Source organism: Sulfuricurvum sp. (assembly GCF_041651515.1).
Classification (GTDB): domain Bacteria; phylum Campylobacterota; class Campylobacteria; order Campylobacterales; family Sulfurimonadaceae; genus Sulfuricurvum.
Genome location: NZ_JBAZJF010000002.1, coordinates 270,935 through 295,288 on the forward strand (window position 1 = coordinate 270,935; position 24,354 = coordinate 295,288).

Sequence of the window (24,354 nt, forward strand, 5' to 3'; positions counted from 1 at the left end):
TATGTCTAGTTTCTTTATTAAAAGACCGGTCTTAACCTCCGTTCTTGGAATTTTAATTATTATCATTGGGCTTGTGGCCGCAAAGTCATTGCCCATCGCGCAGTTTCCGCGTATTACACCTCCGACCGTTGTTGTAACGGCGAGTTATCCCGGTGCTGATGCAAAAACAATTGCCGATACGGTTATCGCTCCGATAGAAGCCCAAATTTCTGGGGCTGAGCACCTAATTTACACCTATTCATATGCTTCCGGCCCATCAGGTGCTGCAACCATCGTGTGTGTGTTTGAAGTAGGTACTAACATCGATATCGCACAAAACGATATTTCAAACCGTGTTAATATTTCACTCAGAAAACTGCCAGAAGTAGTTAAAACACTGGGTGTTACAACGATGCCCAGAGCACCAGATATGCTTATGCAAGTTGCACTGTTTTCACCCGATGGGAAGACGAACGATGTAGAAATCAGTAACTATGTGAAAGCCAATGTCATTGATGAAATCAAGAGAATCCCAGGAGCAGGACAGGCTGCTATTATGGGAACCCGAAACTATTCTATGCGGGTATGGTTGGATACCGATAAAATGGGTTCATTGGGAATAACCGTTCCGGATGTCAATAAAGCTATTAATGAACAAAATATTCAGGTTTCTCCTGGGCGAGTCGGTATGGGACCGTCTGAGAAAGGGCAAAAACTTACCTATATGTTAAGTGCTCACGGACTTTTGGTAAAACCTGAAGAATTTGAAAATATTATTCTTCGTGCTAATAACGATGGTTCCGTCGTTATGCTTAAAGATGTAGCCCGTGTAGAACTTGGGGCAGAAAACTATGAATTTTTCGCACGTGTGAACGGTAAACCGGCGGTTATGATTGCCGTTTATGCACAAGCCGGGGCAAATGCGCTTGAAACGGCTGCAACTGTTCAAAAAACCATGGCGGAGCTTTCGAAATCATTTCCACAGGGTATAAGCTATTCTATCCCCAATGATACGACTATTTTCGTAAAACTTTCAATTCAAGAAGTTTTTGAAACTTTAGCGGAAGCCATTGCCTTGGTTGTATTGGTCATCTTTGTTTTTCTTCAAAGTTGGCGTGCCAGTTTGATCGCATCGATTGCTATTCCGGTTTCACTGCTGGGAGCTTTCATCGGCATGTACATGTTGGGATTTTCGATCAATACGCTCACGCTGTTTGGTTTAATTCTCGCCATCGGTATTGTTGTCGACGATGCCATTATTGTGGTTGAGAATATGAAGCGGGTTATGGAAGAGGAGGGCGTTTCTCCATTCAAGGCGGCTATCCTCTCGATGCATGAATTGACCGGGCCGATTATCTCGGTCGTCTTAGTACTGTGTGTCGTTTTCATACCATCGGTGTTTATGGGTGGTATGACAGGTCTGTTGTATAAACAGTTTGCGGTAACCATTGCGATATCGGTTATTTTTTCAGGATTGGTTGCGTTGACCATTACTCCGGCATTAGGGGCACTTTTTCTTCGTGCAGATGAAAAACCGATTAAAATGTTTGAAGCGTTTAATGATTGGTTTGAAAGAACAACAACAAATTATGTTAAATCGACCATCTGGATGATTGGAAACAAAGGGACAAGTTTTATTGCTTATTTTTTAATTCTTGGTTCCATTGTGTTTTTTGCGTCATCTGTACCAAAAGCATTCCTTCCGACAGAAGATCAGGGATATTTTTATATTGTGTCAACGGCCCAAGACGGTTCGACAATCGAAAATACCGATGCTATTTCAAGAAAAATTGAAGCTATGGCAAAATCAACGGAAGGGGTTAAAGATGTTGTCTCGATGATCGGTAGTAATGCTCTTACCGGACAACTCGAGCCAAACTCGGTAACAACAACCGTACGACTAAAAGATTGGGAAGAGCGTAAAGGTAAAACTCTCTCAGCCGATGGCTTGATGAAGTCAATGACGGAAAAACTTGAAAAAATTCCGGGCATTAAATTCAAAGTCTATGGACCACCGCCTATTCGCGGACTTAGCAGAACGGGTGGGGTACAGCTTTGGATTCAATCGCACCATGCGAACAGTGAAGTTGAGCTTGCAACGATAACCAATAAATTTATCGAAGAGGCAAAATTGCTTCCGCAAGTTAAAAAAGCATCCGCTCAATTGCAAACCAATTGTCCGGTTATTTTACTGGATGTTGACAGAGTACGTGCAAAAACACTCGGCGTTTCGTTGACCGATTTGTTTGAGACTCTTCAAAGCACTATCGGGTACAAAAACGTTAATCAATTTGTTCGAAATGGCTTGACCTATTGGGTTAAAGTTCAATCGGATGCCGGAAACCGAAAAACTCCGGAAGACATTGGAAAGATTTTTGTTAAATCGTCAAGCGGCACTATGATTCCATTGCGTGATCTTGTAACAATACGATACGGAATCGCACCGGCACGTATTGACCACTTTAATGGTCTCCTTGCGACACGGCTTGTTATTGATCCACAAGACGGTTACAGTACGGGTGACGTTATGGATGCCATGGACAAGCTTTCACAAAAATTATTTCCATCGTATTTTGGTTATAAATGGGAAGGTATTGCTTATCAACAGCAGCAAGCAGGTGACCGCTCTGCAACAATTTTAGCGTTCGGCTTGCTGATGGTTTTTCTTATCCTTGCTGCTCAGTATGAAGCTTGGGGCTTACCGTTTGCCGTTATTATGGCGGTTCCATTCGGTATATTCGGAGCATACGCGATTGTGTATTTTATGGATAAAGTCAATGATGTCTATTTCCAAATCGGACTGCTGACATTGATTGCATTGGCCGCGAAAAATGCGATCTTGATCGTAGAGTTTGCCGAATTAAAACGGCTTGAAGGCTTTAGTATTATAGAAGCGACTAAAGAGGCAGCACGTATGCGGAATAGACCGATTATTATGACCTCTCTTGCATTTATACTTGGGGTTCTTCCTTTGGTTATAAGTTCGGGTGCAGGTGCAGAGAGCCGTCACTCAATCGGGTTGGGTGTTCTTGGCGGTATGTTAGCTGCAACGTTTATCGCGAGATATTTCATTCCGTTTCTTTATTTTGTTGTTGCAACATTACAGGAGAAATATGTGCCAAAAAAAGTTGAATTGATCGATGAATCAAGCAAAGAGGCGGCTCATCATGAATAAATATTATTTCTTACCTCTTGTATTGTTTATTGCAGGCTGTACCGTTGGACCGGACTATAAACGTCCTGCAACAGAGTTGCCTGTTGAATGGAACAGCTACGAAAAAATGGATATGAATGTTTCTAAAGAGACAAAAAAGTGGTGGGAGTCTTTTAACGATTCAGCATTATCTGGGCTCATCAATAAAGGTGTAGAAAACAATTTCGACATTAAAATTGCTATGTCTCAAGTGGATGCAATGATCGGTGAAGCTGAGTCGGTAGATTCTAACTTTTATCCGCAAATTGGGGTGGGGGGAGCATCGACACGATCGCAAAATACCGCCTCAATGCTCAGTAACAGCCAAAAAGGTAAACTTTATACCAATAATGTATTCGGTTTGTCTTTGAGCAGTTTTGAGATCGATTTTTTTGGAAAATGGAGACGTGCCAGCGAAGCGGCAAAAGCCACTATTCTTCAAAGTAAATTTGTTCAGTCTCAAGTGCAGCAAACGCTGACTACGGATATTTGTTTAAGTTACTTTAAACTCCGTTTCCTTGATGACACGTTTGACAAGGTTAATCAATTAGCCGTATATCAACGTGAGATGCTTGCCCTTTCGAAGGCAAAGTTTGATCAAGGGACAGCCACTGATATTGAAGTGTCTCAATCAAAAAGAGAATTACTTAAAATCAATGATCAAATGAGCGACTTGAAGGCTCAGATTAAAACGGTAGAAAATCATTTGTTAATGCTTACCGGAGGAGTTCCCGGGGAGAAAGTCTCACGCGGTTTGAGTATCTCTGAGCTGTACAGCAAACGGATTTCAATTCCTGCAGGATTGCCCTCAGATCTTCTTGCTCGCAGACCTGACATTCTTGCGGCAGAACAAGCATTAATAGCTTCGAATGCCAATATCGGATTTGTACGTGCCGATTATTTTCCTTCTTTTTCATTAACAGGGGCATTAGGGCAACAAAGTCTTGATTTGAGTACTATTTTAAAACAGCCGCAAAGGTTCTATAACTTTGGTGCAAGTGTGTACATGCCGTTATTTGACGGGGGGTATATCAAAGGAAAAGAAAATGAAGCGATTGCCTATAAACAGCAGAATGTGTATGCTTACAAAAAAACCATTCTCTCTGCATTAGAAGAGGTCGATAATTTGTTGTTTCTCCATTCAACGACGCAGGATAAGATACAATCGTTAGAATTGCAAGAAAAGAAAGTTTTTGAAGAAACCCGGCTCATTAATCAGCGTTACGTCGGTGGTATTATGCCGTATAGCTTTTTGCTGCAATCCTCTGTAACGTCACTTACAACAAGTGAAAATCTGGTGAATGAGAAGTATGCTTTTTTATCTAATCAGACACTTTTAATAAAAGCTTTGGGTGGTGGATTCTAAAGTATAGAGAGATTTTTTAAATCTCCTGTAACGTTAAACATGGGGCAGTTACGATCAGTTAGAATAAAGGTATTGCTAGAAACTTTATATGGGAATAAAATGCTATAATTCATAATGTTTTTTATTGCCTATATAGTTATTGAATGAGTCCTTATGCATTTATCGCTGATCAATTCCGCCCGACATATCGTCCTTATCGTTCATGAAAATCCTGATGCGGATTCATTGGGTTCGGCTTGTGCCTTTTATTCCTATTTGCTGCGTACTCATAAAAAAATCACCCTTTTTTGTTCTTCTGAATCCATTAACCAAAACTTGGCTTTTCTTCCGTGGTTTGATAAACTAACTAACCGCTTTAGCGATGATGCTGATCTGTTGATCAGTTTCGATTGCAGCAGCGTTGAGCGTTTGGGCATTAAATCCTCCTTGAATCTGATCAATATCGATCATCATCGCAGTAATAATAATTTTGGAACAATAAATCTTGTCAATTTGAATGCAATCAGTACGACGGAAGTGGTTTATGACTTTTTTGTTGCCAATGATATAAAAATCAATGGTAAAATGGCACTTTCGCTTTATGCGGGACTCATGGATGATTCAAAATGCTTTAGTGCACCCATTTGTAATGCTAAGACGTTTTTGATGGCACATGAATTGATTGTCCTCGGGGCCGATCATGCATTGTGTATTGAGTGGATGATGAGACGTCGTTCTTTGGCTTCAGTGCGATTGCGTGGGAGACTTTTAAAAGAGATGCAGCTTTTTTCAGAGGGGGCATTGGCTCTTTTCGAGGTGAGTACACATCATTTGGAACAAAGCGGTGCATCACTCGGTGAATGTAAAAGGGTACTCGAAGAAGCCCTTGAGTTAAGGACGGTTCGAGCCGCACTTCTGCGGGTGGAGCATCCATTAGGTGGAGTGAAGATATCCTTGCGTACGGATGGGACAGTAGATGCTTCGCATATAATGAGCCATTTTGGCGGCGGTGGACATGCAAGTAGAGCGGGTGCCAGAATAGAAACAGATAGTCAGACTCTTTTTGATGAGATGATACGGATGATAACAAAGGAGCTTGTGTGAGAAGAGGCCGAAACGGTTCAGGAATTATTGGATGGATTTTGAGTGCACTGGTTGTGGGTGCGATTGGTTTTGTGGCGTTTTCACCGAAGTTTGAACGGGAAGATCCGGTACTGAAACTCAGCCATGACGGATATTGGAATTTTAAAGATCCGATTCATGTGAATGTAGAGGATGCGAGTGGATTAAAATCGTTCAAAGCGACCCTTGCTACGGCACATGATGAATGGGTTGTTGTCGATGATAATACTCCAAGTGCAGAGAAAAAAAGAGTATTTGATATTCTTCCTCCAAAAGGGGTACGCCGCGTAGAAGCCGAATCGGTAACGTTAACGATTGAAGCAACCGATAACAGCTTGTGGGGGATGTTTACCGGTAATACGGTAAAAGAAGAGCTTACGTTGGTTATCGATCAGCGCCGTCCGGTTCTTTCGATTATTGCCAATTCATATAAAATTCAAAAAGGGGGATCGGCGATCGTTATTTTCAAAGCCGAAGATCCTCATATGCAAAGTCTCAATATTGAGACCAATTACGGTAAAACATTTATTGCTCAGCCGTTTGTCAAAAAAGGGTACTACGCTTCGTTGCTAGCCTGGCCGGTGCAAAGTGAGAATTTCAGTGCAACCGTTGTTGCGCGTGACAAAGCCGGAAATGAAACGCGAAGCGTGATTCCTATCCGGTTAAAAGATCATGTATACCGAACATCGAACATCGAACTTAGTGATGCATTTTTAGACGGTAAAATTGCACAGTTAGCGAATGAATATCAACAAACGGTCGGAGTAGACGATCGTCTTGAACAGTTTCGGATTATCAATGAAAAGGTACGTGCCGATAACGAAAAAGTTATTCATGATATAACCTCAAAAGTATCCAATAAAATGATTACGGATTTTAATCCTGCACCTTTTTATCCTCTTGTAAACGGACAAAAAGTAGCTGATTTCGGGGATCACCGAATATACAGTTATAAAGGACAAGAAAATATTTCTCAAGCCTATCATATGGGGCTGGATTTAGCGAGTGTTCATAATGGACCGATCAGAGCTTCTAACGGAGGGATCACCGTATTTTCACAACCCAACGGAATTTACGGAAATTTACCCATTATTGATCATGGCTTTGGTCTATTTACCCTTTATGGGCATTGTTCAGAAGTACATGTTCAAGAGCATGATCCGGTCGCAGCAGGACAAGAGATTGCAAAAACAGGTCTGAGCGGGTATGCTATGGGAGATCATCTCCACTTCGGTATTTTGGTTCAGGGAATTGAAGTGCGTCCGGAAGAGTGGATGGATACAAAATGGATCAGCGATAATATTACCAGTGTTATTGATAATGCTAAACAGTTTATGAACCAACAATAAAAGAAATGGCATAAAGGAAATAACGATGACGATGCAAACAACCATTGGCAAAAGTGTCGAACTCGTTGGAATCGGGTTGCACAAAGGTTCTCCGGTACATCTACGACTGGAACCTTTGGGAAGCAATAGCGGTATCGTGTTTTTTCGAAGCGATGCAGGGGTATCTATTCCTCTTAACCCTTCCAATGTCATCGATACCAAAATGGCAACGGTGATCGGCAAAGACGGCGTGTATATCTCAACGATTGAACATATGCTCTCGGCCATTTATGCGTACGGCATCGATAACCTCCGTGTCATCGTTGATGCGGATGAGATACCGGTAATGGATGGTTCATCCATGAGTTTTTGCATGTTGTTGGATGAAGCGGGAATTGTCTCTCAGGATGTTCCGAAAAAAATTATGCGGATTAAAAAAGAGGTTGAAGTCAAAGAAGGGGATAAGTATGTCAAACTCTCCCCTTCGAATGATCTGAGCTACGATTTCACCATCAAATTTGCCCATCCCGTTATTGATAAACAAACGTATATTCTTAAATTTACCAAAGAGAACTATAAAAGCGAGATTGCCCGCGCTCGAACGTTCGGTTTTGTTCACGAAGTGCAATACCTCCGTTCCAAAGGGCTGGCCCTTGGGGGAAGTTTGGAAAATGCGGTTGTCCTTGATGACAAAAAAGTGCTTAACCCCGAAGGGTTACGGTTCGGAAATGAGTTTGTGCGGCACAAAATTCTCGATGCGATCGGCGATATGTCGCTTATCGGAATGAACTTTATCGGAAACTATGAGGCATTTGCCGGCAGCCACGATCTAAACCATAAATTGACGGTAGAGCTTCTAAAAGATCCTGCAAACTATGAGATTGTAGAGCTGGTCACCGCTGAATCTAAAGAGCTGGCAAAAGCATATGCATGATGCGTTGGTTATCGCACTCTCTTCGCCGGTTCTGGTGGGGATATATAAAAATGGGGAATTGATCGAAGAGATAGAAAGCGAAGCAATGAGTTCCGATGCGCTTCCCGAGATTTTTGATGCTCTTTTGAAAAAATACCAATTCTCTCATTTGATTTATGCGCAAGGCCCGGGGAGTTTTATGGGGATAAAAGTGACCTATCTGTTTCTTCAAACCCTCAGTATCGTCAAGAAAATCCCCCTTTTGGCACGTGACGCTTTCTTTTTTAACGAAAATTACCCCATCAAAGCAGTTGGAAAGCTCTATTTTGTTAAAAATAGGGATACGATTACGATGGAACCGATAGAAAATCCGGTATTAAAGCGTTTTGAGCTTCCACGGATGATACGCATCGACGATTTTACTCCGCACAATGCCCCTAATTATGGGATAGATGCGGTAGGATAAGGATAATTATTGTTTGTTAGTGTACCTGCTACCAGTGCTAATCTAGGACCGGGATTCGATTCTCTCGGTCTTGCTGTTGATTTACGGAATCAAGTTGAATTGGTACCGTCCCGTTTTTTCGCCGTCTCCATAAAAGGGGAGGGTGAAAATAACCCTCGGCTTAAAGGGAATAACCTTTTTGTCAGTATTTTTAACGATCACTATCGTCGTTTAACTCAAAAACGGCAAAATTTTAAATTTACGTTTTACAACCAAATTCCTATGTCTCGCGGTTTGGGAAGCTCATCCGCGGTGATCGTCAGTGCGATAAGTTGTGCTCACGAAGCGGCAGGAGTCAAAGTCTCTAAACGCCGTATTCTGAACCATGCCCTTGTTTATGAGACCCATCCTGATAATATCACCCCTGCGGTGATGGGGGGCTTTAATGCGGCGATGGTAGAGAAGCAAAAAGTATTTTCACAGCAAAAGCATCTACCCGATTATCTAAAAGCAGTAGTCGTGATTCCCAATAAGCCTATTTCCACGGCTAAATCGCGTACGACACTTCCAAAATCGTACAGCAAAGAGAACGCCGTTTTCAATCTTTCACATACTGCGGTGACGATAGGGGCATTTTTTAATGAAGATTGGGAGATGCTTCGTCTCTCTACTCAGGATCGTTTTCACCAAAAAATACGGATGAAAATGCTTCCTGAACTCTTTGCCATTCAAAAAATGGCGTATGATAACGGTGCTTTGATGTCTACACTCTCGGGGAGCGGATCGACGTTTTTTAACATGGTATACGATCAAGATGCTAGAATGCTGGCCGATAAATTTAAAGAATCGTTTGGAGAATTTGAGGTGAGAATCTTAAATTTTGATAATGACGGGCTCGTAGTCGAGCGATAACTAAAGGAAATTTTAGGTATAATGGCGCGAAATTTAAATCAGCCTATACGTATGTGTGTAGTGTGTCGTGAACGGTTTGCGCAATCTACTCTCATACGACTTCAGTGTCACGAAGGCTCTCTTGAATCTTACACAGGCCAAGGCCGAAGTTTTTATATGTGTTCTCCGTGTATTGGGCACAAAAAGGCTCCCGGTCAGTTGGCGCGTCAGTGTAAGAGCAATGCGCTAGAGCTGCTTATGAATCGGTTAAAGGAGATCATCGTTAATGATGGATAAAGTTAGAGTTCATGAAATTGCCAAGGAACTTGGTATCAATTCCAAAGAGGTTGTCGATAAAGCGGCAACAATGGGATTGAACGTTAAAACCGCTTCGAGCACGGTTTCGATCGAAGAAGCCGAGCAAATCATGAACTATATCATGAACGGTGTATCCACTGAAATGGCTGCACCAAAGTCGGCACCGAAAGCTCCGGTTAAAGAAGAGATTGACCCGATAGCTGTTGTTACCGCCGAGAGTTTGAAAACTCCGAGCGTACAAGAGGATGTATCGGTAGTAGCGGAAGTATCTCCGGAAGTTATTCCGGAACAAGAACCTCAAAAACGTTCCGGTCTTAAAATCGTTAAGAAAAAACGTCCGGTAGAAGAAGAATTTGTTGCACCGGTACGTACTGAAAATCTGAATGTATCGCAATACGGAAAACTGAGTGCGGAAGCACAACGTGAGCTGGAAGCAAAACGGGCTAAAAAAGCGCAAAACAATAGTGCACCTGTGCAGAAAAAAGATCAAGGTATCAAGCTTGATATCTTCCGTAATGATATGTCCGATATTTCCATGGATTATGAAGAAAATCAAGTTGTTTTGATGGATTTGAACGATTTGGGTTCAAAAGTTATCCCTGAAGAAGAACAAAAGCCTAAAGAGAAAAAACCAATCGGACGTAATTCCGGTAAAAAGCAGGGTGCTAATAGAAGTAAACCTCGTCAGGTCTCTCGTGAAGCGCGTAAACGCTATACAAAAGATGCTAAAGAAGACGAAATCATTACTCACGTTGAAATTGCAGAAGATATTCGTGTTTACGAATTTGCTGAAAAAGTAGGGCAAAGTATCTCTGCGGTTATAAAAGTCCTTTTTGATCTTGGGATGATGGTTACTAAAAATGACTTTTTGGGCAAAGACGAGATCGAAATCTTGGCGAGTGAGTTTGGTGTAGAAGTCACTACCATCGACCCAAAAGATGCGTTTAATCTCGAGACCGCATACGATGAAGAGCACGTTGACAGTGAAGGTTCGGTGGAACGCCCTCCGGTTATCACGATCATGGGACACGTTGACCACGGTAAAACATCTCTTCTTGATGCGATCCGTAATGCCAAAGTAGCCCACGGCGAAGCGGGTGGAATCACTCAACACATCGGTGCATACTCAGTAGAGCAAAAAGGGAAGTTAATTACGTTCTTGGATACTCCTGGGCATGAAGCGTTTAGTGCCATGCGTTCACGTGGTGCACAACTTACCGATATCATCGTTATCGTTGTCGCGGCAGATGATGGGGTTAAACCTCAAACGCGTGAATCGGTTCAACATGCAAAAGATGCAAAAGTTCCGGTTATCGTTGCGGTCAATAAAATGGACAAACCGGGTGCTAATCCGGATATGGTTAAAGCGCAAATGGCTGAACTTGGGCTCAATCCTATAGAGTGGGGTGGAGATGTCGAATTCGTCGGTGTATCGGCAAAAGCAATGACCGGTATTGATGAGCTTTTGGAAGCGATCTTGCTCCAATCCGAAGTGATGGAGCTCAAAGCGAATCCGGATGTTATGGCAAAAGCGGTTGTTGTTGAATCTACGTTGGAAAAAGGGCGTGGACCGGTTGCTACCGTCATCGTTCAAAACGGAACCCTTCGTGTCGGAGACAACATCGTGTGCGGCGGTGCTTATGGACGCGTTCGAGCATTGATTAGTGATCGTAAAGCACAACTTCAACAAATTGGACCGAGCCAAACAGCGGTTGTCGTCGGTTTGAGCGATGTACCGCCATCGGGTGAAGTGATGATGGCGATGGAGAGTGATCGTGAAGCGCGTGAAGTAGCACAAAAACGTGCTGAGTATGATCGTCACCGTGAACTTTCATTGAGCACCAAAGCATCGTTTGATGATTTGACCTCGTTGATTGCTGAGGGTCGTATTAAAGCCCTTAAAGTGGTTCTTAAAACCGACGTTCACGGCTCTCTCGAAGCGATTAAATCGGCTCTTGCAGAATTGCGTAACGAAGAGGTAAAAGTAGAAGTGATCTCTAGCGGTGTCGGTGGAATCACTGAAAATGACATTGCATTGGTAAACAACAGTGAAAACTGTGCCCTCTTAGGGTTTAATGTTCGTCCTACGGGTAATGTCAATGCGATGGCAAAACAAATGGGGGTAGAGATCAAAACCTACTCTATTATTTACCAGTTGATTGATGATGTTAAATTATTACTCGGTGGTATGATGGCACCGCAATTCCGTGAAGAGAATACGGGTCAAGCGGAAGTTCGTGATACCTTCCCAATGCCACGAGGTACCGGAACAATCGCCGGATGTGTGGTTGTGGACGGTAAATTGGTACGCGGCGGAATGGTTCGCGTTATTCGTGAAGGTGTCGTTATCCATGAGGGTGATCTTACTTCTCTTCGACGTTTCAAAGACGATGTCAAAGAGGTTGGTAAAGGGATGGATTGTGGAGTTGTCCTTAACGGATACACCGATGTCAAAGTGGGTGACGTTATCGAAACCTTCAAAAAAATTGAGACTAAAGTATCTCTGTGACGCCGGCACAAATCAAAATAAAGCGAACGGAATCGATACTCAAAGAGTTGATCCCCGAAGCAATTTCTCAGCTCTCCGATGCTCGTGTTCGTGAAGTGGATGTCATCGACGTCCATTGTTCACGCGGGCGCAGCGATGTAAAAGTCTATCTTGATCCGCATGATTATACGGCGCAAGAACAAGCGGTATTCATGAAATTGCTTGAAAAAGCACGCCCGATTATCGAAGAGCACTGTATGAAAGATCAAGGGTGGTTTCGTTCGCCTCGGATGAGCTTTGTGTTTGACGATACCCTCAAGCGCAGTCAAAATATCGAAGCCCTTTTCGCAAAAATCGCCAAGGAGAAGAAAGATGAGTCTTGAAAGCGACGTTAAAAAAATGGTCGAGTCTATCGGACTCTCTCTTTATGACACGGCAATATTAAATGAAAACGATCAAACCATTTATCGGGTAAGTGTTACTGCTCCGGGCGGTATCAGTTTGGATAAATGTGTTGAAGCGAGCCATCTGATCTCTCCACTTCTGGATGTTACCCCTCCGGTAGGCGGCGATTATCGTCTTGAAGTGAGTTCTCCAGGTATTGAGCGTCGTCTTAAAACACTCGATCATTTTGTACAATCGATCGGTGAAAAAGTTGTTTTCTCAACGATTGATAAACAAAAATATGACGGTGAATTGATCGCAGCAACTAACGATGAAATCGTTATAAAAACCAAAGAGGGAACGGAACAAAAAGTTCCGTTCCGCTCAATCAGCAAGGCTAAGACCTACTTCGAGTGGTAATGAACCCCTCATACACTATGACCCTTGCCCTGAATGCGGCATGGGATTATCAACTTCTCACTTTTCCCAATCCTGCTGTCGGTGCCGTATGTATCGGCAAATCGGGTGAAATTCTCTCTTGCGGCGCTCATAAACGTTCCGGAGGACCCCATGCCGAAGTTTATGCTCTGCGCGATGCATATACCATCCTCTCCGGTGACACCGCGGTAGCGGATTGTGACGATTCCCATACGATACACCATTACCTCAGATCCTCTCATAACGGTGTGTTTGAAAATGTTTCAATGGCAGTTACCCTCGAACCGTGTTCACATAGCGGAAAGACCCCATCGTGTGCCTTGTTGATACGTGATTTAGGGATTAAAAAACTTTATATCTCATGTAAAGATCCTAATCCGGCTGCTGCAGGCGGCGGAATGATTCTGGAAGAGGCAGGGATAGCTTGTACTTTCGGAGTAATGGAAGAAGAGGGACAAAAACTTCTTGAGCCTTTTTTGCTATGGCAAAAGAATCCGTTTGTTTTTTTTAAATGGGCACAGCGATTAGACGGCACTTTTGATAACGGAACAATCAGTTCGTCAACTTCTCGTAAACAGGTTCACGCACTTCGAGATAAATGCGATTTGATTGTCATCGGCGGAAATACAGTGCGGTGTGACCGTCCGACACTGGATGCACGTTTGGTAGAGGGTAAAGCTCCTGATGTATTGATCTATTCACATAACGATGACTTTGACCGTACTATCCCTCTTTTCAATGTCCCTGATCGAGATGTTTTTATTGCATCTACGTTAGAGAAAATAGGTGAATACCGTCTTGTAATGATTGAAGGGGGCGCTTCGATGATGCAGGCCTGCGGTGACGTCGTAAATTGGTATTTGAGTTACATTGCCCCGCGCATTGGGGGCGGCTCACAAACAATGGGAACACTACAAGAGGATTTTGAGGTAGTGCACGCTAAAATAAACGAAGATATTATCCTATGGATGAAAAAAAAATAAAAAGTGATTTTCGGATGACCAAACAAGAAAAAATCGTATCGATGTTCAATGATATTGCCCCAACATACGATAGAGCAAATCGTGTATTAAGTATGGGAGTAGATACATTCTGGCGTCGTAAGGCATGCGATTTAGCGTTTGGTTATTGTTCTACCAAAACCATTGATTCGATTGTTGATGTGGCGTGCGGTACGGGTGATATGATGGGATATTGGAAACGCCGTGCCGATAAAGCAGGTCTTAGTGTCGGTGAGATTGTCGGTATTGACCCAAGTGAAGGGATGGTCGGTGTGGGACGGGAAAAATTCCCGCACATGTCGTTTCACATTGCACCCGCGACGGCACTTCCTAAAGGCGACGGTTCGGCAGATATTATCAGTATCTCCTACGGTATCCGCAATGTTGTAGAGCGACAAGCGGGACTCCGCGAATTTAACCGTGTATTGAAAAGCGGTGGATTGGTTGTTATCCTCGAATTTATGAAAAACGAAAACCCCTCACTGCTCGGAAAGGTGCGCGATTGGTACATGAATAATGTCCTTCCCCGTATCGGCGGATTGATCTCAAACAACTATGAAGCGTACCGATACCTCCCAGATTCAATAGAGGGATTTTTAACGGTTGCCAAAATGAAACAAGAACTCGAAGAAGCGGGATTCGAGATGCTTTATACCAAAAGCTTCTCAATGGATATTTCGACCCTGATGATTGCCCGCAAAAAGTAATATTATATCGAGCACTATAGTTTCAAGTCGTAGGCTAAAGGAATAAAATGGTAACTGTATCTTCGCTTGATGATTTACAATGGTTATCTGAATCTGTAGAGTTAGAATGTAAACTTGCTATTGGACAAGATGGACGTGGAAAACTACCTGAAAGTTTTTGGGAAACGTACAGTGCTTTCGCTAATACGCATGGCGGAGTTGTTATACTCGGAGTCAAAGAAAAGCATGGGGTATTTGAACCCAAAGGTGTACCAGATGCAGAAAAAGTACTGAAAGAACTTTTTGATAATCTTAACAATCCCAAAAAAGTAAGTCATAACCTCATATTAGACAAAGATATACAACGTTTGCCTATTGGTGAAGCAGAAATTATAATTATTGATATTCCTCGTGCAACACGTCATCAAAAACCTGTATACCTAAATGGTAATCCTTTTGGTGGAAATACCTATCGACGTCTTCATGAAGGTGATAGAAGATGTTATGACGAAACAATAAAACGAATGTTCGCCGAACAAGTTGAAGACATTCGGGATAGTAAAATTTTAGATGGATATAATCTTGATGATATCGATTTGGAAAGCTTACGCATTTATCGTCAGATGTTGAGAGATCGTAATCCAACACATCCGTTTCTTGATTACGATGGACTTGAATTTTTGAGACAACTTAATGGTTGGAGGCAAGACCGCCAGACAAAAGAAGTAGGTTTAACCATTGCAGGATTGTTGATGTTTGGCAAATGGCCTTCAATTCAAGAAGCTATGCCACATTATTTTGTCGATTATCAAGAAAGACCTGAAGCAAAAACGGAAAAACGGTGGGTAGATCGTATTGTCCCAGATGGGACATGGTCAGGAAACTTATTTGATTTTTACCGTAAAGTCTATCGCAAGCTTGTAGCTGATTTGAAGACCCCTTTTGAACTCAAAGGAGATCAACGACGTGAAGATACTCCAGTACACGAAGCTCTGCGAGAAGCGTTAGTAAATACTATTGTTCATGCAGATTATTCAGGAAGAATTTCTATTTTAGTTGTTAAAAGACCTGATATGTTTGGATTTAGAAATCCTGGAAATTTACGTCTTCCGATTGAACAAGTGGTGCAAGGTGGGGAAAGTGATTGTAGAAATCGATTAATGCATCAAATATTTTTAATGATCGGGCTTGGAGAACGTGCAGGTTCGGGAGTTCCAAAAATCTTTGGCGGGTGGAAAAGTCAAGAATGGCGTCCACCTTTTTTATATGAAAAAGATGAACCAGAACAAACATTACTTGAGCTTCGTATGATCGATTTGTATCCAACCGAAGTAATAGAAGTTTTACGTCGTATGTTTGGTGAATACTTTGATAGTTTAAATCAATTAGAACGTACCGCTATGATAACTGCTGTTTTAGAAAATGTCGTTACACATAATCGGTTACTTGAACTTGTCTCTGATCATGCTCATGATATATCTATGGCATTGCAGAAATTAGTAAAAAATGGATTTTTAGAATCTTCTGGGAAGTCACGAGGTACTGTTTATGTATTACCTGGCGTACAACTGCCAACGCCTGATGATGTATTTACTCATAATTTACCTCAGAGGTTAGGAATATCCGAAGGTAGCTTAGGAATATCCGAAGGTAGCTTAGGAATATCCGAAGGTAGCTTAGGAATATCGGATGCAGTTCGAGATGAACAAGGTCGGTTGGTGAGTGATCATCTGGATGCACCCGTGATTGATGATGTGAGATACATAGACCCTGAATATTTAAAGTTTTTATCATCTATGGCAGAAGAAACTACAGATGGACGTTTGCCGAAAAAAGTGATGAGAGATATTATTCTAAATATCTGTTCGGGTCAATATATTCCTCTCTCAGTTTTGGCATATTTTCTCAAGAGAAGTCCTGAAGCCTTACGAAAGCAACATTTGACTGAGATGGTACGGGATCGTCAATTAGTATTGGCATTTCCTGCAACACCGACTCATGAAAAACAAGCATACAAAGCAACCGATATAAAATAGTGGGATGGAATAGATGTCAAATATAATGCTCAGTGTCTCTTCTCTCAATGAGCAAATTAAAACCCTTTTAGAGACAACATTTGAGTTTGTGAGCGTCGAGGGGGAACTCTCCCGCATTACCAAGCACGGTAGCGGCCACATCTATTTCACCCTCAAAGACAGCGATTCTACTATCAAATGCGTTATGTTCAAGGGGAACGCCGCACGGCTGAAGTTTTCCCTCGAAGAGGGGGCACATATTGTCCTTCATGGAGCCCTTTCGCTCTACAAACCGCGCGGTGAATATCAGATCAATGCCTTTAGCGCTGAACCCTACGGGCAGGGGGCATTGGCACTCTCCTTCGAACAACTCAAAAAGAAGCTGGAAGAGAAAGGGTATTTTGATCCCTCACGCAAAAAAAGCTTTCCCAAATTTCCGAATCGTCTCGGTCTCATCACCTCGGCAACGGGGGCGGCCTTGCAGGATATGCAGCGGGTTGCGTCACAGCGTTGGCCACTCGTTCAACTTTTCGTTCATGATGTCTTGGTACAAGGCCCCTCTGCGGCAGGGATGATAGCCAATGCCCTTCGCAGTGCTGATACCAAAGAATACGATGCTATCATCGTCGGACGAGGCGGCGGCAGTATCGAGGATTTGTGGCCGTTTAACGAAGAGATAGTTGCCGATGCCCTTTTTGGTATGAAAACACCCGTTGTTTCGGCAGTGGGGCATGAGATCGACTGGGTTATAAGCGATTTTGTCTCTGACCTGCGCGCCCCGACACCGAGTGCAGCGATGCAGATGCTCCTTCCTGACCGCAACGAGATGATTCAAAGTATCGATGAGATGCGCTATAGTGCTTATGGGATGATCACTCAACGTTTAGAGCGAAAACGCGAACAGCTCCTATCGATGCAAGAGGCGTTTAAACGCCACGGGGTAGAACATCGTCTCAGTGTTCAGCGTGAGCAGTTGCTAGAGCTTAGAGAGCGGCTAAAGGCTCAAATACGGATCACGTTGGATCGTGCTACGCGGGAAATAATCCCCATCAAAGAGCGGTTAATACAGAATATGGAGAGTCTCCTACGACAAAAACGCTCTCTGATATTGCAACTTAATGAAGCCTACGAGGCACAGAATCCTAAGCATAAAAACAAACGTGGATTCGCCCAAATTGCTCGTGAGGGGAATGTAATCGATTTGGATGCACTCAGTGTTGGGGATCGGTTTGATGCGATGAATGAGCGGCGCATTGTCCGCTCGGAAGTGGTAGAAATTGCGATTATCTAGTTGCACACCACCAATAAACTTATGAATCGATGAAGACAGAAATCATCCATTTTTTTCATACATTGCCAAAAGATGATGACGGTCACTTTATTATTGGAATCATCGATCAAATCATTAGCGATGCTATCAATGCCAAAGTCTCCTATGCGGTGATAAGTGAAGTAAGTTTGATCAAAAATCTAACGCATCATGGAGATTTAGATATTGTTGACTATATGAGACTTTCATATATCGTAATGAATCATCACGTTGTTGTCCAAGATGGTGAAAAAACGGTGGGTGTCGTCCATATCGAAGAGAATAAATACTATTTTGCACTTAAAGCAACGGCATCAGGTGAGACAGTTTTTTTGACGTCATTTAGAAAAACAAGTGATTTGGATTTGAAACGGTTGAAGAAAAAAGTGGAAAAGAAAAAAGCTATTTTGATTTTCGGAAATTTGTGAAGCCAAAAGGCGAAGGACTCTCATCCCCTTCTAAGACCCGTTCCTAATTAAAGGCGGTACGGCCGAGAGATTCACCGCGTCTTCCTTTTGGTATCGGTAAAATTATAGCATATTAGTAACAAAACGTTACAAAAATATAGACAAAGTGTATAGATGATTCATTCTTCGATTCACCGTTCGCCCTGAGCCAGTCGAAGGGTAACGGAATATCATTCGTCATTCCCGACTTGATCGGGAATCCAGCTTTTTTCCTTCTTCCCTCTTTTCCGCTATAATCTAAAAAAACAAAAAATCAATGTATAGGTTTTAATGATGAATCAGTTTTGTATTTATGATTTGAAGAGTGTATAGGATATAGAATGATTACAAAAATTCCATCAATGAAAAGTTTCGGAATCTATGAGAACTTTGTGTGGGATAGTTCCAAACTAGATGATTTTAAAAAATTCAATCTTTTTTACGGGTGGAACGGTAGCGGTAAAAGTACTTTGGCAAAATTGTTTTATCAGATTGCAAAAAAGCAATCTATCTTTTATGAAGATTTTGGGGATTTTCAGTTTAAGGTGGGAATAGACAATGGAACTATAATTGATGAGAAAAATTTTGAAGGGAATGTATTAAACCTTTTTGTTTTTAACTCACGTTTTGTTGAAGAAAATATTAGCTGGAATGACAAAATAAATAATATTCTTTTAGTTTCAAAAGATCATATTGATGAAGCTGAAAAGCTTAAATCTAATCGTATTAAAAAGAAAAATAAGGAAGAAAAGCAAAAAAAACTAGGTTTTAAAAAAAGTGAATTGGAAACAGCAAATGATAAGTTTCTTACGCATACTGCCAATAGAATAATAAAAGAAAAGTTCAAAATCATCGATACGAGTGATAAGTACTATTTTAACTATGATAAAAGAAAGTTGGACACTTTTATTGCAGAAAATCTTTCTGTATTCGAAGACAGTTCAATATTATCCGATGAAGATGTTGAATCGTTAACAGAAGCAATTAAACCAAATCAGTTTCCGGAAAATCCATTAGAGCCGATACATTTCGAAGCCGAGCAAGCATTGAAAGTAAAAGCAAGGTTAGAAAACGTGTTAAATGAGAGTGTTATCGTAGAAGAGATAAAACGTTTTGTCGATTTTCCAGATATAGGAAGATGGGTTGAGAGTGGGCTTCAACTACATAAAACTCATCAGTCTGATCACTGTGAATTTTGTGGGAAAACTTTGCACGAAGAACGAATAGTGGAGATAGAAAAGCACTTTAGTATGGCATTTAAAGAGCTAAAAGAACGCATACAAAAAGCTATTGATTGGTTGCAGGTGAAAAAAGTTAATGAAGCTTTTTATAAAGACTACTCCAACACTTATCCTGAGTTTCAAAAAGAATATTTCGAATTGATCAAGCTATATGAAGAGAATGCACATATTATCAATAGTGTGATTGATCAATGGGTCGTTTTATTACGTCAAAAATATGATAATCCTTTTGAAAAATTTTCAGAAATAGCTGAAATTGGCATTAGCAGCATTGAAGATTTTAATGTTGTGCAAATATCAATAGGTGAGCTGATTAAAAAACATAATCTGAAGACACAGAATTTTAAAGAAGAAACAGACAAATTGAAATCTAAGCTTGAATTGCATTATGCTTCACAAGCGCAGAGCGAATATGAGTATACAAATAAACAAAAGCAATTGAAATGTTTAACGGCGAAAGTTGGGATTTTAAACAAGCAAATAAGATTATTGGGTTCTGAAATAGAAAGGTTGGAAGCTTTATTATCTAATGCTCAGGCTGGTGAGGAAAAATTTAATGAAAAGCTACATCGATTTATCGGACGTAGCGATATCTCCATCAAGTTCAATCAACATAAAAATGGCTATGAAATTATCAGAAATGGTAAAAAAGCTCGTAATCTAAGTGAGGGAGAAAAGACGGCATTTGCATTTGTCTACTTTGTTACAAAACTACGTGAAAATGATAATGGCATTGAAAATAGTATTATTATGGTGGATGATCCAATTTCAAGCTTTGATTCAAATCACTTATTTAGTGCCTATTCATTTTTAAAATCAGAATGTGAAAATGCAAAACAAATCTTCGTATTGACCCATAACTTTAATTATTTTAAACTTGTACGTGATTGGTTCAAAAAGAAAGATAAAAAAAGTGAGGAATATCATTTTAGTCTTTATAGCATTGAGAGTACTGATCATGATGGAAGTAGAAGTTCTAAAATTTGTAAAGCAAACGATTCACTAGTAAAATATAATTCCGAGTATCACTATATTTTTTCCAAAGTCTTATCTTTTAAAGAGCAAAAAATACATCTTGAAAATGCATACCTGATTGCAAATTTGTCACGAAAACTGCTCGAAGCATTTTTAACATTCAAATACCCAAAACAACGAAGTGATTTTAGACAACTAATGGAAGCTGGATTAAAAGAAGAGCCTGAATTTTGTGAAAAAATCTATCGATTTATTAACAAATATTCTCATAGTCAGGTAATAGATTTTTATGAAGGTATGGATGATAATATACTTTCCGAAAGTCAAACAATTGTACAAGATATTTTAGAAAAAATAATCAAAAGATTGGATAGAAATCATTACGATGAAATGCTTTCTGTTGTTGGAAAAGAGTAAAAAATGTCTAACCAAACCACCATTCAATGCCCAAAATGTGGCACACAAATTGACGTAAACGAAATCCTCTACCATCAACTCGAAGCTCAGATGAAGAGCAAGTTTGATGGTGAAGTCGATGAACACCGTAAAAAGTACAAAGCGGCGATGGATGAGTTCAAAGCCAAAGAAGAAGCGTTCAAAGATCAGCAAGAAAAGTTCGATGAAAAGCTCCGAGACAGTGTATCCACTCAGCTCAAAGCCGAACGCCAAAAACTATCCGATGCCCTCAAAAAACAGATTCTCGATGAACAAAGTGAATCAATGGCACTGCTCCAAAAAGAGTTAGCCGAAAAATCTGAGCAGGTCAAAGAACTGAACCGCTCAAAAGCCGAAATCGAACAGCTCAAACGCGCAATTACTGAAGCCGAAGAGGTCGCCAAACTCAAAGCCGAACAGGTGTTGACCGAACGCCTCAAAGAGGAAAAAGAGAAGATCCACAAACTGGTCGATGAGCAAAATGAACTCAAACTCAAAGAAAAAGACAAACAACTCGAAGATCAAAAAAAACTGATCGAAGAGATGAAGCGCAAAGCGGAGCAGGGCAGTATGCAACTGCAAGGAGAAGTGCAAGAACTCGCCATCGAAGAGTGGCTGATGGCACAGTATCCGTTTGATTCAATCGAAGAGATCAAGAAAGGTCAGCGCGGGGGAGACTGTATTCAGAGTGTTCATACACGCGAAATGCAAAACTGCGGAACAATCTATTACGAGAGCAAGAGAACCAAAGATTTTCAATCTACATGGATCGAAAAGTTTAAAGCCGATATGCGTGATCGGGGAGCTGATATCGGGGTATTGGTCACTAGCACGATGCCAAAAGATATGGATCGGATGGGATTGCTCGATGGGGTGTGGGTGTGTACTTACGAGGAGTTCAAAGGGTTGTCGATGGTGTTGCGTGAAAACGTCATACGTATGGCAAGGGCATTACTCTCCGAAGAGAACAAAACCGATAAGATGACCATGCTTTATAGTTTTTTGACCAGTAATGAGTTTAAAATGCAGATCGAAGCTATCGTCGAGGGATTCTCACAGATGCAAGCGGATTTGGACTCTGAGCGACGGGCAATGCAACGCATTTGGAAACAGCGTGAAAAACAGATCAATAAAGTCCTCGAAAACACAACGGGGATGTATGGATCGATTCAGGGAATTGCAGGGAATGCTATCGGAAGTATTAAGGCGTTGGAATTACCCTATAGCGGAGAAGATGAAGAGGATTAAGAACGTCAGTTATAGAGCCAAGCACACTCTACACATTTGTGAAGAGTGCATAATCATTATTTCAATGTAACGGGCGGAAAGTACATGTGAGCTAATGAGGCTCCTTCTGCCGCAAACCGTTTAAAAAATTTATCCATCGGATCTTCTTTATTCCACACCGGATTTTCTATTTTTGTCAGTGCTTCTACCCGCTTTTTAGCATCATATTCCACACCGATCGCATCGATAAGTTTCACCTGCTTTGCTTGTGCTGCCGTAAATATGTGGGCATCGGCAAACTCACTGCTGCGGTTAGCGTCAAGATGGCGTGCACGTACGACGTCATTGACAAAGAGTTCATAGGTCCCGTGAATCACTTTTTCCAATTCGGCGCGCTCTACGTTGCTCCAAGGGCGGTCGAAGGTACCCACTTGTTTATAGGTTCCTGCATGAACGACTTGGGTTTTGACCCCCACTTTTTGCATCAATTCGGAGATATCGGCTCCTTCCATGATGACACCGATAGAGCCGATCATACTGCCCGGATTGGCAATAATCTCGCTACCCCAAATGGCGGAGTAGTATCCACCGCTTGCCATGAGTCCTGCAGCGTAGACAACCGTGGGTTTGGTCTCAGAGAGCCGTTTAATTGCATAGGCGATTTCGACAGAGGGGGCGACGGCACCGCCGGGGGAATTGATACTGAACAGTACTCCCTTGATATCCTTGTTTTCACGTGCTTCATCGAGCTGTTTGACGATCGAAGTGGCATCAAGAATCGGTCCGCTTAGAGAGATTTTTTCGAGGTTATGGGCACCGATCCCCTCATCTGAGGAGGGGAGAAACAGCCATAGTATAAAGAGAACCAAAAGGGTTGCTTTGAAATTGGCTTGAATAAACCGGATGGTGCGTGCTATACAAGAACCGATTTTTTTAATAAACTCCATCATTATAATCCTTTAACTTTTTGACCGTAAATATAGACCGTTTCAATTGAAGGCGGACGCAACAACAGGTGAATCGGCAGTTGGTCGTTGATTGGGTAATCGACGCGCGTAACCAATAAATCGGCATCGTAAGAAGGGGCAATTGTACCACAATTCAAACGCAAAGCCTCTGCGGCGTCTGAGGTAACACTGCGCCACAGCTGTTTTGCCAAGGGGAGAAGATCGTTTCGGTGGTGCATAAAGAGGGCAATTTTCAGCTCTTCAAACAGATCAAGGGTGTAGTTGGAGCTGAGTCCGTCGGTTCCGCATACGAATCGGACGTCATTGGTTTCCAAACGGTTTAAGTCAATAGCGCCATTTCCCAACAGTCGATTTGAAATCGGGCAGTGGATGATTGTATGGTTTCCTTCCTGTAGTTGTCGCAATTCATTATCGCTGGCCTGTACAACATGGGTGAAGAGGGTGGGAATATCGCGAAAATAGGTCAAAAATTCTTCGGCAGTATTGGCCGCTTGGGTCTGCTTTAGAAAGTTTTCAAAAAAGGGGTGAAAATCACCGCCATTCTCATCCAGCCATTGACGCTCGGCGCTACTTTCCATGAAATGAGCACTTACTCGGAGTTGTTTTTCCTGTACATATTTGAGCGCTTTTTGGATTAATATCCGATGTACGGAGTAGGGGGAGTGGATTGCAACGGAGGGAAAAAAACCTTCACGTTTTACCTCTTGAGAGGCAAAAAGGCGCTCTTGAAAATCAGTATAGAGGGCATCGGCCATTTTGGGATCAGAGCCGATAAGCTCATTGAAATAGACCACTTTCTGCGGAGCTGCTGCAGCGGCATTAAGATCAAACCCATACGAACTTACCGCACCGAATGCCGTGATACCGTGAGAGAGCATCGAAGTTATGGCATGGGTTATACACGTTTCATCGCATCCGTTTATCAGTTCGTCACGCGAAGCAATGACGCTTGAGAGCCATGGCATAAATGCTCCGTAGACGAGGGTAGAGCGGTTGGCGCTAAACTCCAAATGGACATGCGAATTGATCAGCCCGCTCATAAGAACCGACCCCTCTCCCAACTCCTGACACTGCTCACCGTATTGGGTTTTGAGTTGATCATTCGGGGAGATAGCAAGGATGGTTTTATCAAAAACAATCCCGTGATTGCGGTAAATGGCATCGGGGGTAAAAATGGCGTCGGCAAGAAGGATATTCATGAAATCTC

Annotated in this window: 20 protein-coding genes; 18 read left to right on the forward strand and 2 right to left on the reverse strand. The window is 41.9% G+C overall.

What is annotated here, in order from left to right; genetic code table 11:
- Position 1: 1 nt before the first annotated feature.
- The 18 genes from WC407_RS04535 (at position 2) to WC407_RS04620 (ending at position 22,200) form a co-directional block, all read left to right on the forward strand.
- On the forward strand, positions 2-3,154 hold the full coding sequence (locus tag WC407_RS04535) for an efflux RND transporter permease subunit (RefSeq protein ID WP_373021382.1): 3,153 nt from the start codon (positions 2-4) through the stop codon (positions 3,152-3,154).
- Entirely contained in the window at positions 3,147-4,538 is a 1,392-nt protein-coding gene (locus WC407_RS04540; RefSeq protein ID WP_373021383.1) for an efflux transporter outer membrane subunit, read from the forward strand. Before WC407_RS04535 ends, WC407_RS04540 begins: the two co-directional genes overlap by 8 nt.
- 153 nt (positions 4,539-4,691) lie before the next feature.
- Positions 4,692-5,621 (forward strand): bifunctional oligoribonuclease/PAP phosphatase NrnA, encoded by a 930-nt coding sequence (locus tag WC407_RS04545; RefSeq protein ID WP_373021384.1) that lies wholly within the window; start codon positions 4,692-4,694, stop codon positions 5,619-5,621.
- Positions 5,618-6,988: a M23 family metallopeptidase gene (locus tag WC407_RS04550; protein WP_373021385.1), complete on the forward strand. Its 1,371-nt coding sequence runs from the start codon at positions 5,618-5,620 to the stop codon at positions 6,986-6,988. The genes WC407_RS04545 and WC407_RS04550 overlap by 4 nt, the downstream gene beginning before the upstream one ends.
- Positions 6,989-7,019: 31 nt before the next feature.
- Positions 7,020-7,901 carry a UDP-3-O-acyl-N-acetylglucosamine deacetylase gene (gene lpxC / locus WC407_RS04555; RefSeq protein ID WP_373021590.1) on the forward strand — a complete coding sequence of 294 codons (882 nt, stop codon included), beginning with the start codon at positions 7,020-7,022 and terminating at the stop codon, positions 7,899-7,901.
- Positions 7,894-8,346: a hypothetical protein gene (locus tag WC407_RS04560; RefSeq protein WP_373021386.1), complete on the forward strand. Its 453-nt coding sequence runs from the start codon at positions 7,894-7,896 to the stop codon at positions 8,344-8,346. The genes lpxC and WC407_RS04560 overlap by 8 nt, the downstream gene beginning before the upstream one ends.
- A gap of 9 nt (positions 8,347-8,355) precedes the next feature.
- Positions 8,356-9,237: a homoserine kinase gene (thrB, locus tag WC407_RS04565; protein WP_373021387.1), complete on the forward strand. Its 882-nt coding sequence runs from the start codon at positions 8,356-8,358 to the stop codon at positions 9,235-9,237.
- Between the two features lie 51 nt (positions 9,238-9,288).
- Positions 9,289-9,513 (forward strand): DUF448 domain-containing protein, encoded by a 225-nt coding sequence (locus tag WC407_RS04570; protein ID WP_373021591.1) that lies wholly within the window; start codon positions 9,289-9,291, stop codon positions 9,511-9,513.
- Complete coding sequence (gene infB / locus WC407_RS04575) at positions 9,506-12,043, forward strand: translation initiation factor IF-2 (RefSeq protein ID WP_373021592.1); 2,538 nt, start codon at positions 9,506-9,508, stop codon at positions 12,041-12,043. The genes WC407_RS04570 and infB overlap by 8 nt, the downstream gene beginning before the upstream one ends.
- Entirely contained in the window at positions 12,040-12,405 is a 366-nt protein-coding gene (rbfA, locus tag WC407_RS04580) for a 30S ribosome-binding factor RbfA (RefSeq protein ID WP_373021388.1), read from the forward strand. Before infB ends, rbfA begins: the two co-directional genes overlap by 4 nt.
- Positions 12,395-12,826, forward strand: coding sequence for a ribosome maturation factor RimP (locus WC407_RS04585; RefSeq protein WP_373021389.1), 432 nt, complete (start codon positions 12,395-12,397; stop codon positions 12,824-12,826). Before rbfA ends, WC407_RS04585 begins: the two co-directional genes overlap by 11 nt.
- On the forward strand, positions 12,826-13,827 hold the full coding sequence (gene ribD / locus WC407_RS04590) for a bifunctional diaminohydroxyphosphoribosylaminopyrimidine deaminase/5-amino-6-(5-phosphoribosylamino)uracil reductase RibD (RefSeq protein ID WP_373021390.1): 1,002 nt from the start codon (positions 12,826-12,828) through the stop codon (positions 13,825-13,827). Before WC407_RS04585 ends, ribD begins: the two co-directional genes overlap by 1 nt.
- 14 nt (positions 13,828-13,841) lie before the next feature.
- Positions 13,842-14,552: a bifunctional demethylmenaquinone methyltransferase/2-methoxy-6-polyprenyl-1,4-benzoquinol methylase UbiE gene (gene ubiE, locus WC407_RS04595; protein ID WP_373021593.1), complete on the forward strand. Its 711-nt coding sequence runs from the start codon at positions 13,842-13,844 to the stop codon at positions 14,550-14,552.
- A gap of 47 nt (positions 14,553-14,599) precedes the next feature.
- The gene (locus WC407_RS04600) at positions 14,600-16,567 is read left to right on the forward strand and encodes an RNA-binding domain-containing protein (RefSeq protein WP_373021391.1); all 1,968 of its coding nucleotides are present in this window, start codon (positions 14,600-14,602) and stop codon (positions 16,565-16,567) included.
- 13 nt (positions 16,568-16,580) lie between these two features.
- Positions 16,581-17,837 (forward strand): exodeoxyribonuclease VII large subunit, encoded by a 1,257-nt coding sequence (xseA, locus tag WC407_RS04605; RefSeq protein WP_373021392.1) that lies wholly within the window; start codon positions 16,581-16,583, stop codon positions 17,835-17,837.
- 29 nt (positions 17,838-17,866) lie between these two features.
- Entirely contained in the window at positions 17,867-18,283 is a 417-nt protein-coding gene (locus tag WC407_RS04610) for a hypothetical protein (RefSeq protein ID WP_373021393.1), read from the forward strand.
- A gap of 359 nt (positions 18,284-18,642) precedes the next feature.
- On the forward strand, positions 18,643-20,934 hold the full coding sequence (locus tag WC407_RS04615; RefSeq protein WP_373021394.1) for an AAA family ATPase: 2,292 nt from the start codon (positions 18,643-18,645) through the stop codon (positions 20,932-20,934).
- A gap of 3 nt (positions 20,935-20,937) precedes the next feature.
- Positions 20,938-22,200: a DUF2130 domain-containing protein gene (locus WC407_RS04620; protein ID WP_373021395.1), complete on the forward strand. Its 1,263-nt coding sequence runs from the start codon at positions 20,938-20,940 to the stop codon at positions 22,198-22,200.
- A 56-nt stretch (positions 22,201-22,256) separates the two neighbouring features.
- Here the strand turns inward: WC407_RS04620 and sppA are convergent, their stop codons facing one another.
- The gene (sppA, locus tag WC407_RS04625) at positions 22,257-23,129 is read right to left on the reverse strand and encodes a signal peptide peptidase SppA (protein ID WP_373021396.1); all 873 of its coding nucleotides are present in this window, start codon (positions 23,127-23,129) and stop codon (positions 22,257-22,259) included.
- Complete coding sequence (locus WC407_RS04630) at positions 23,129-24,346, reverse strand: aminofutalosine deaminase family hydrolase (protein ID WP_373021397.1); 1,218 nt, start codon at positions 24,344-24,346, stop codon at positions 23,129-23,131. Before WC407_RS04630 ends, sppA begins: the two co-directional genes overlap by 1 nt.
- Positions 24,347-24,354: the final 8 nt, after the last annotated feature.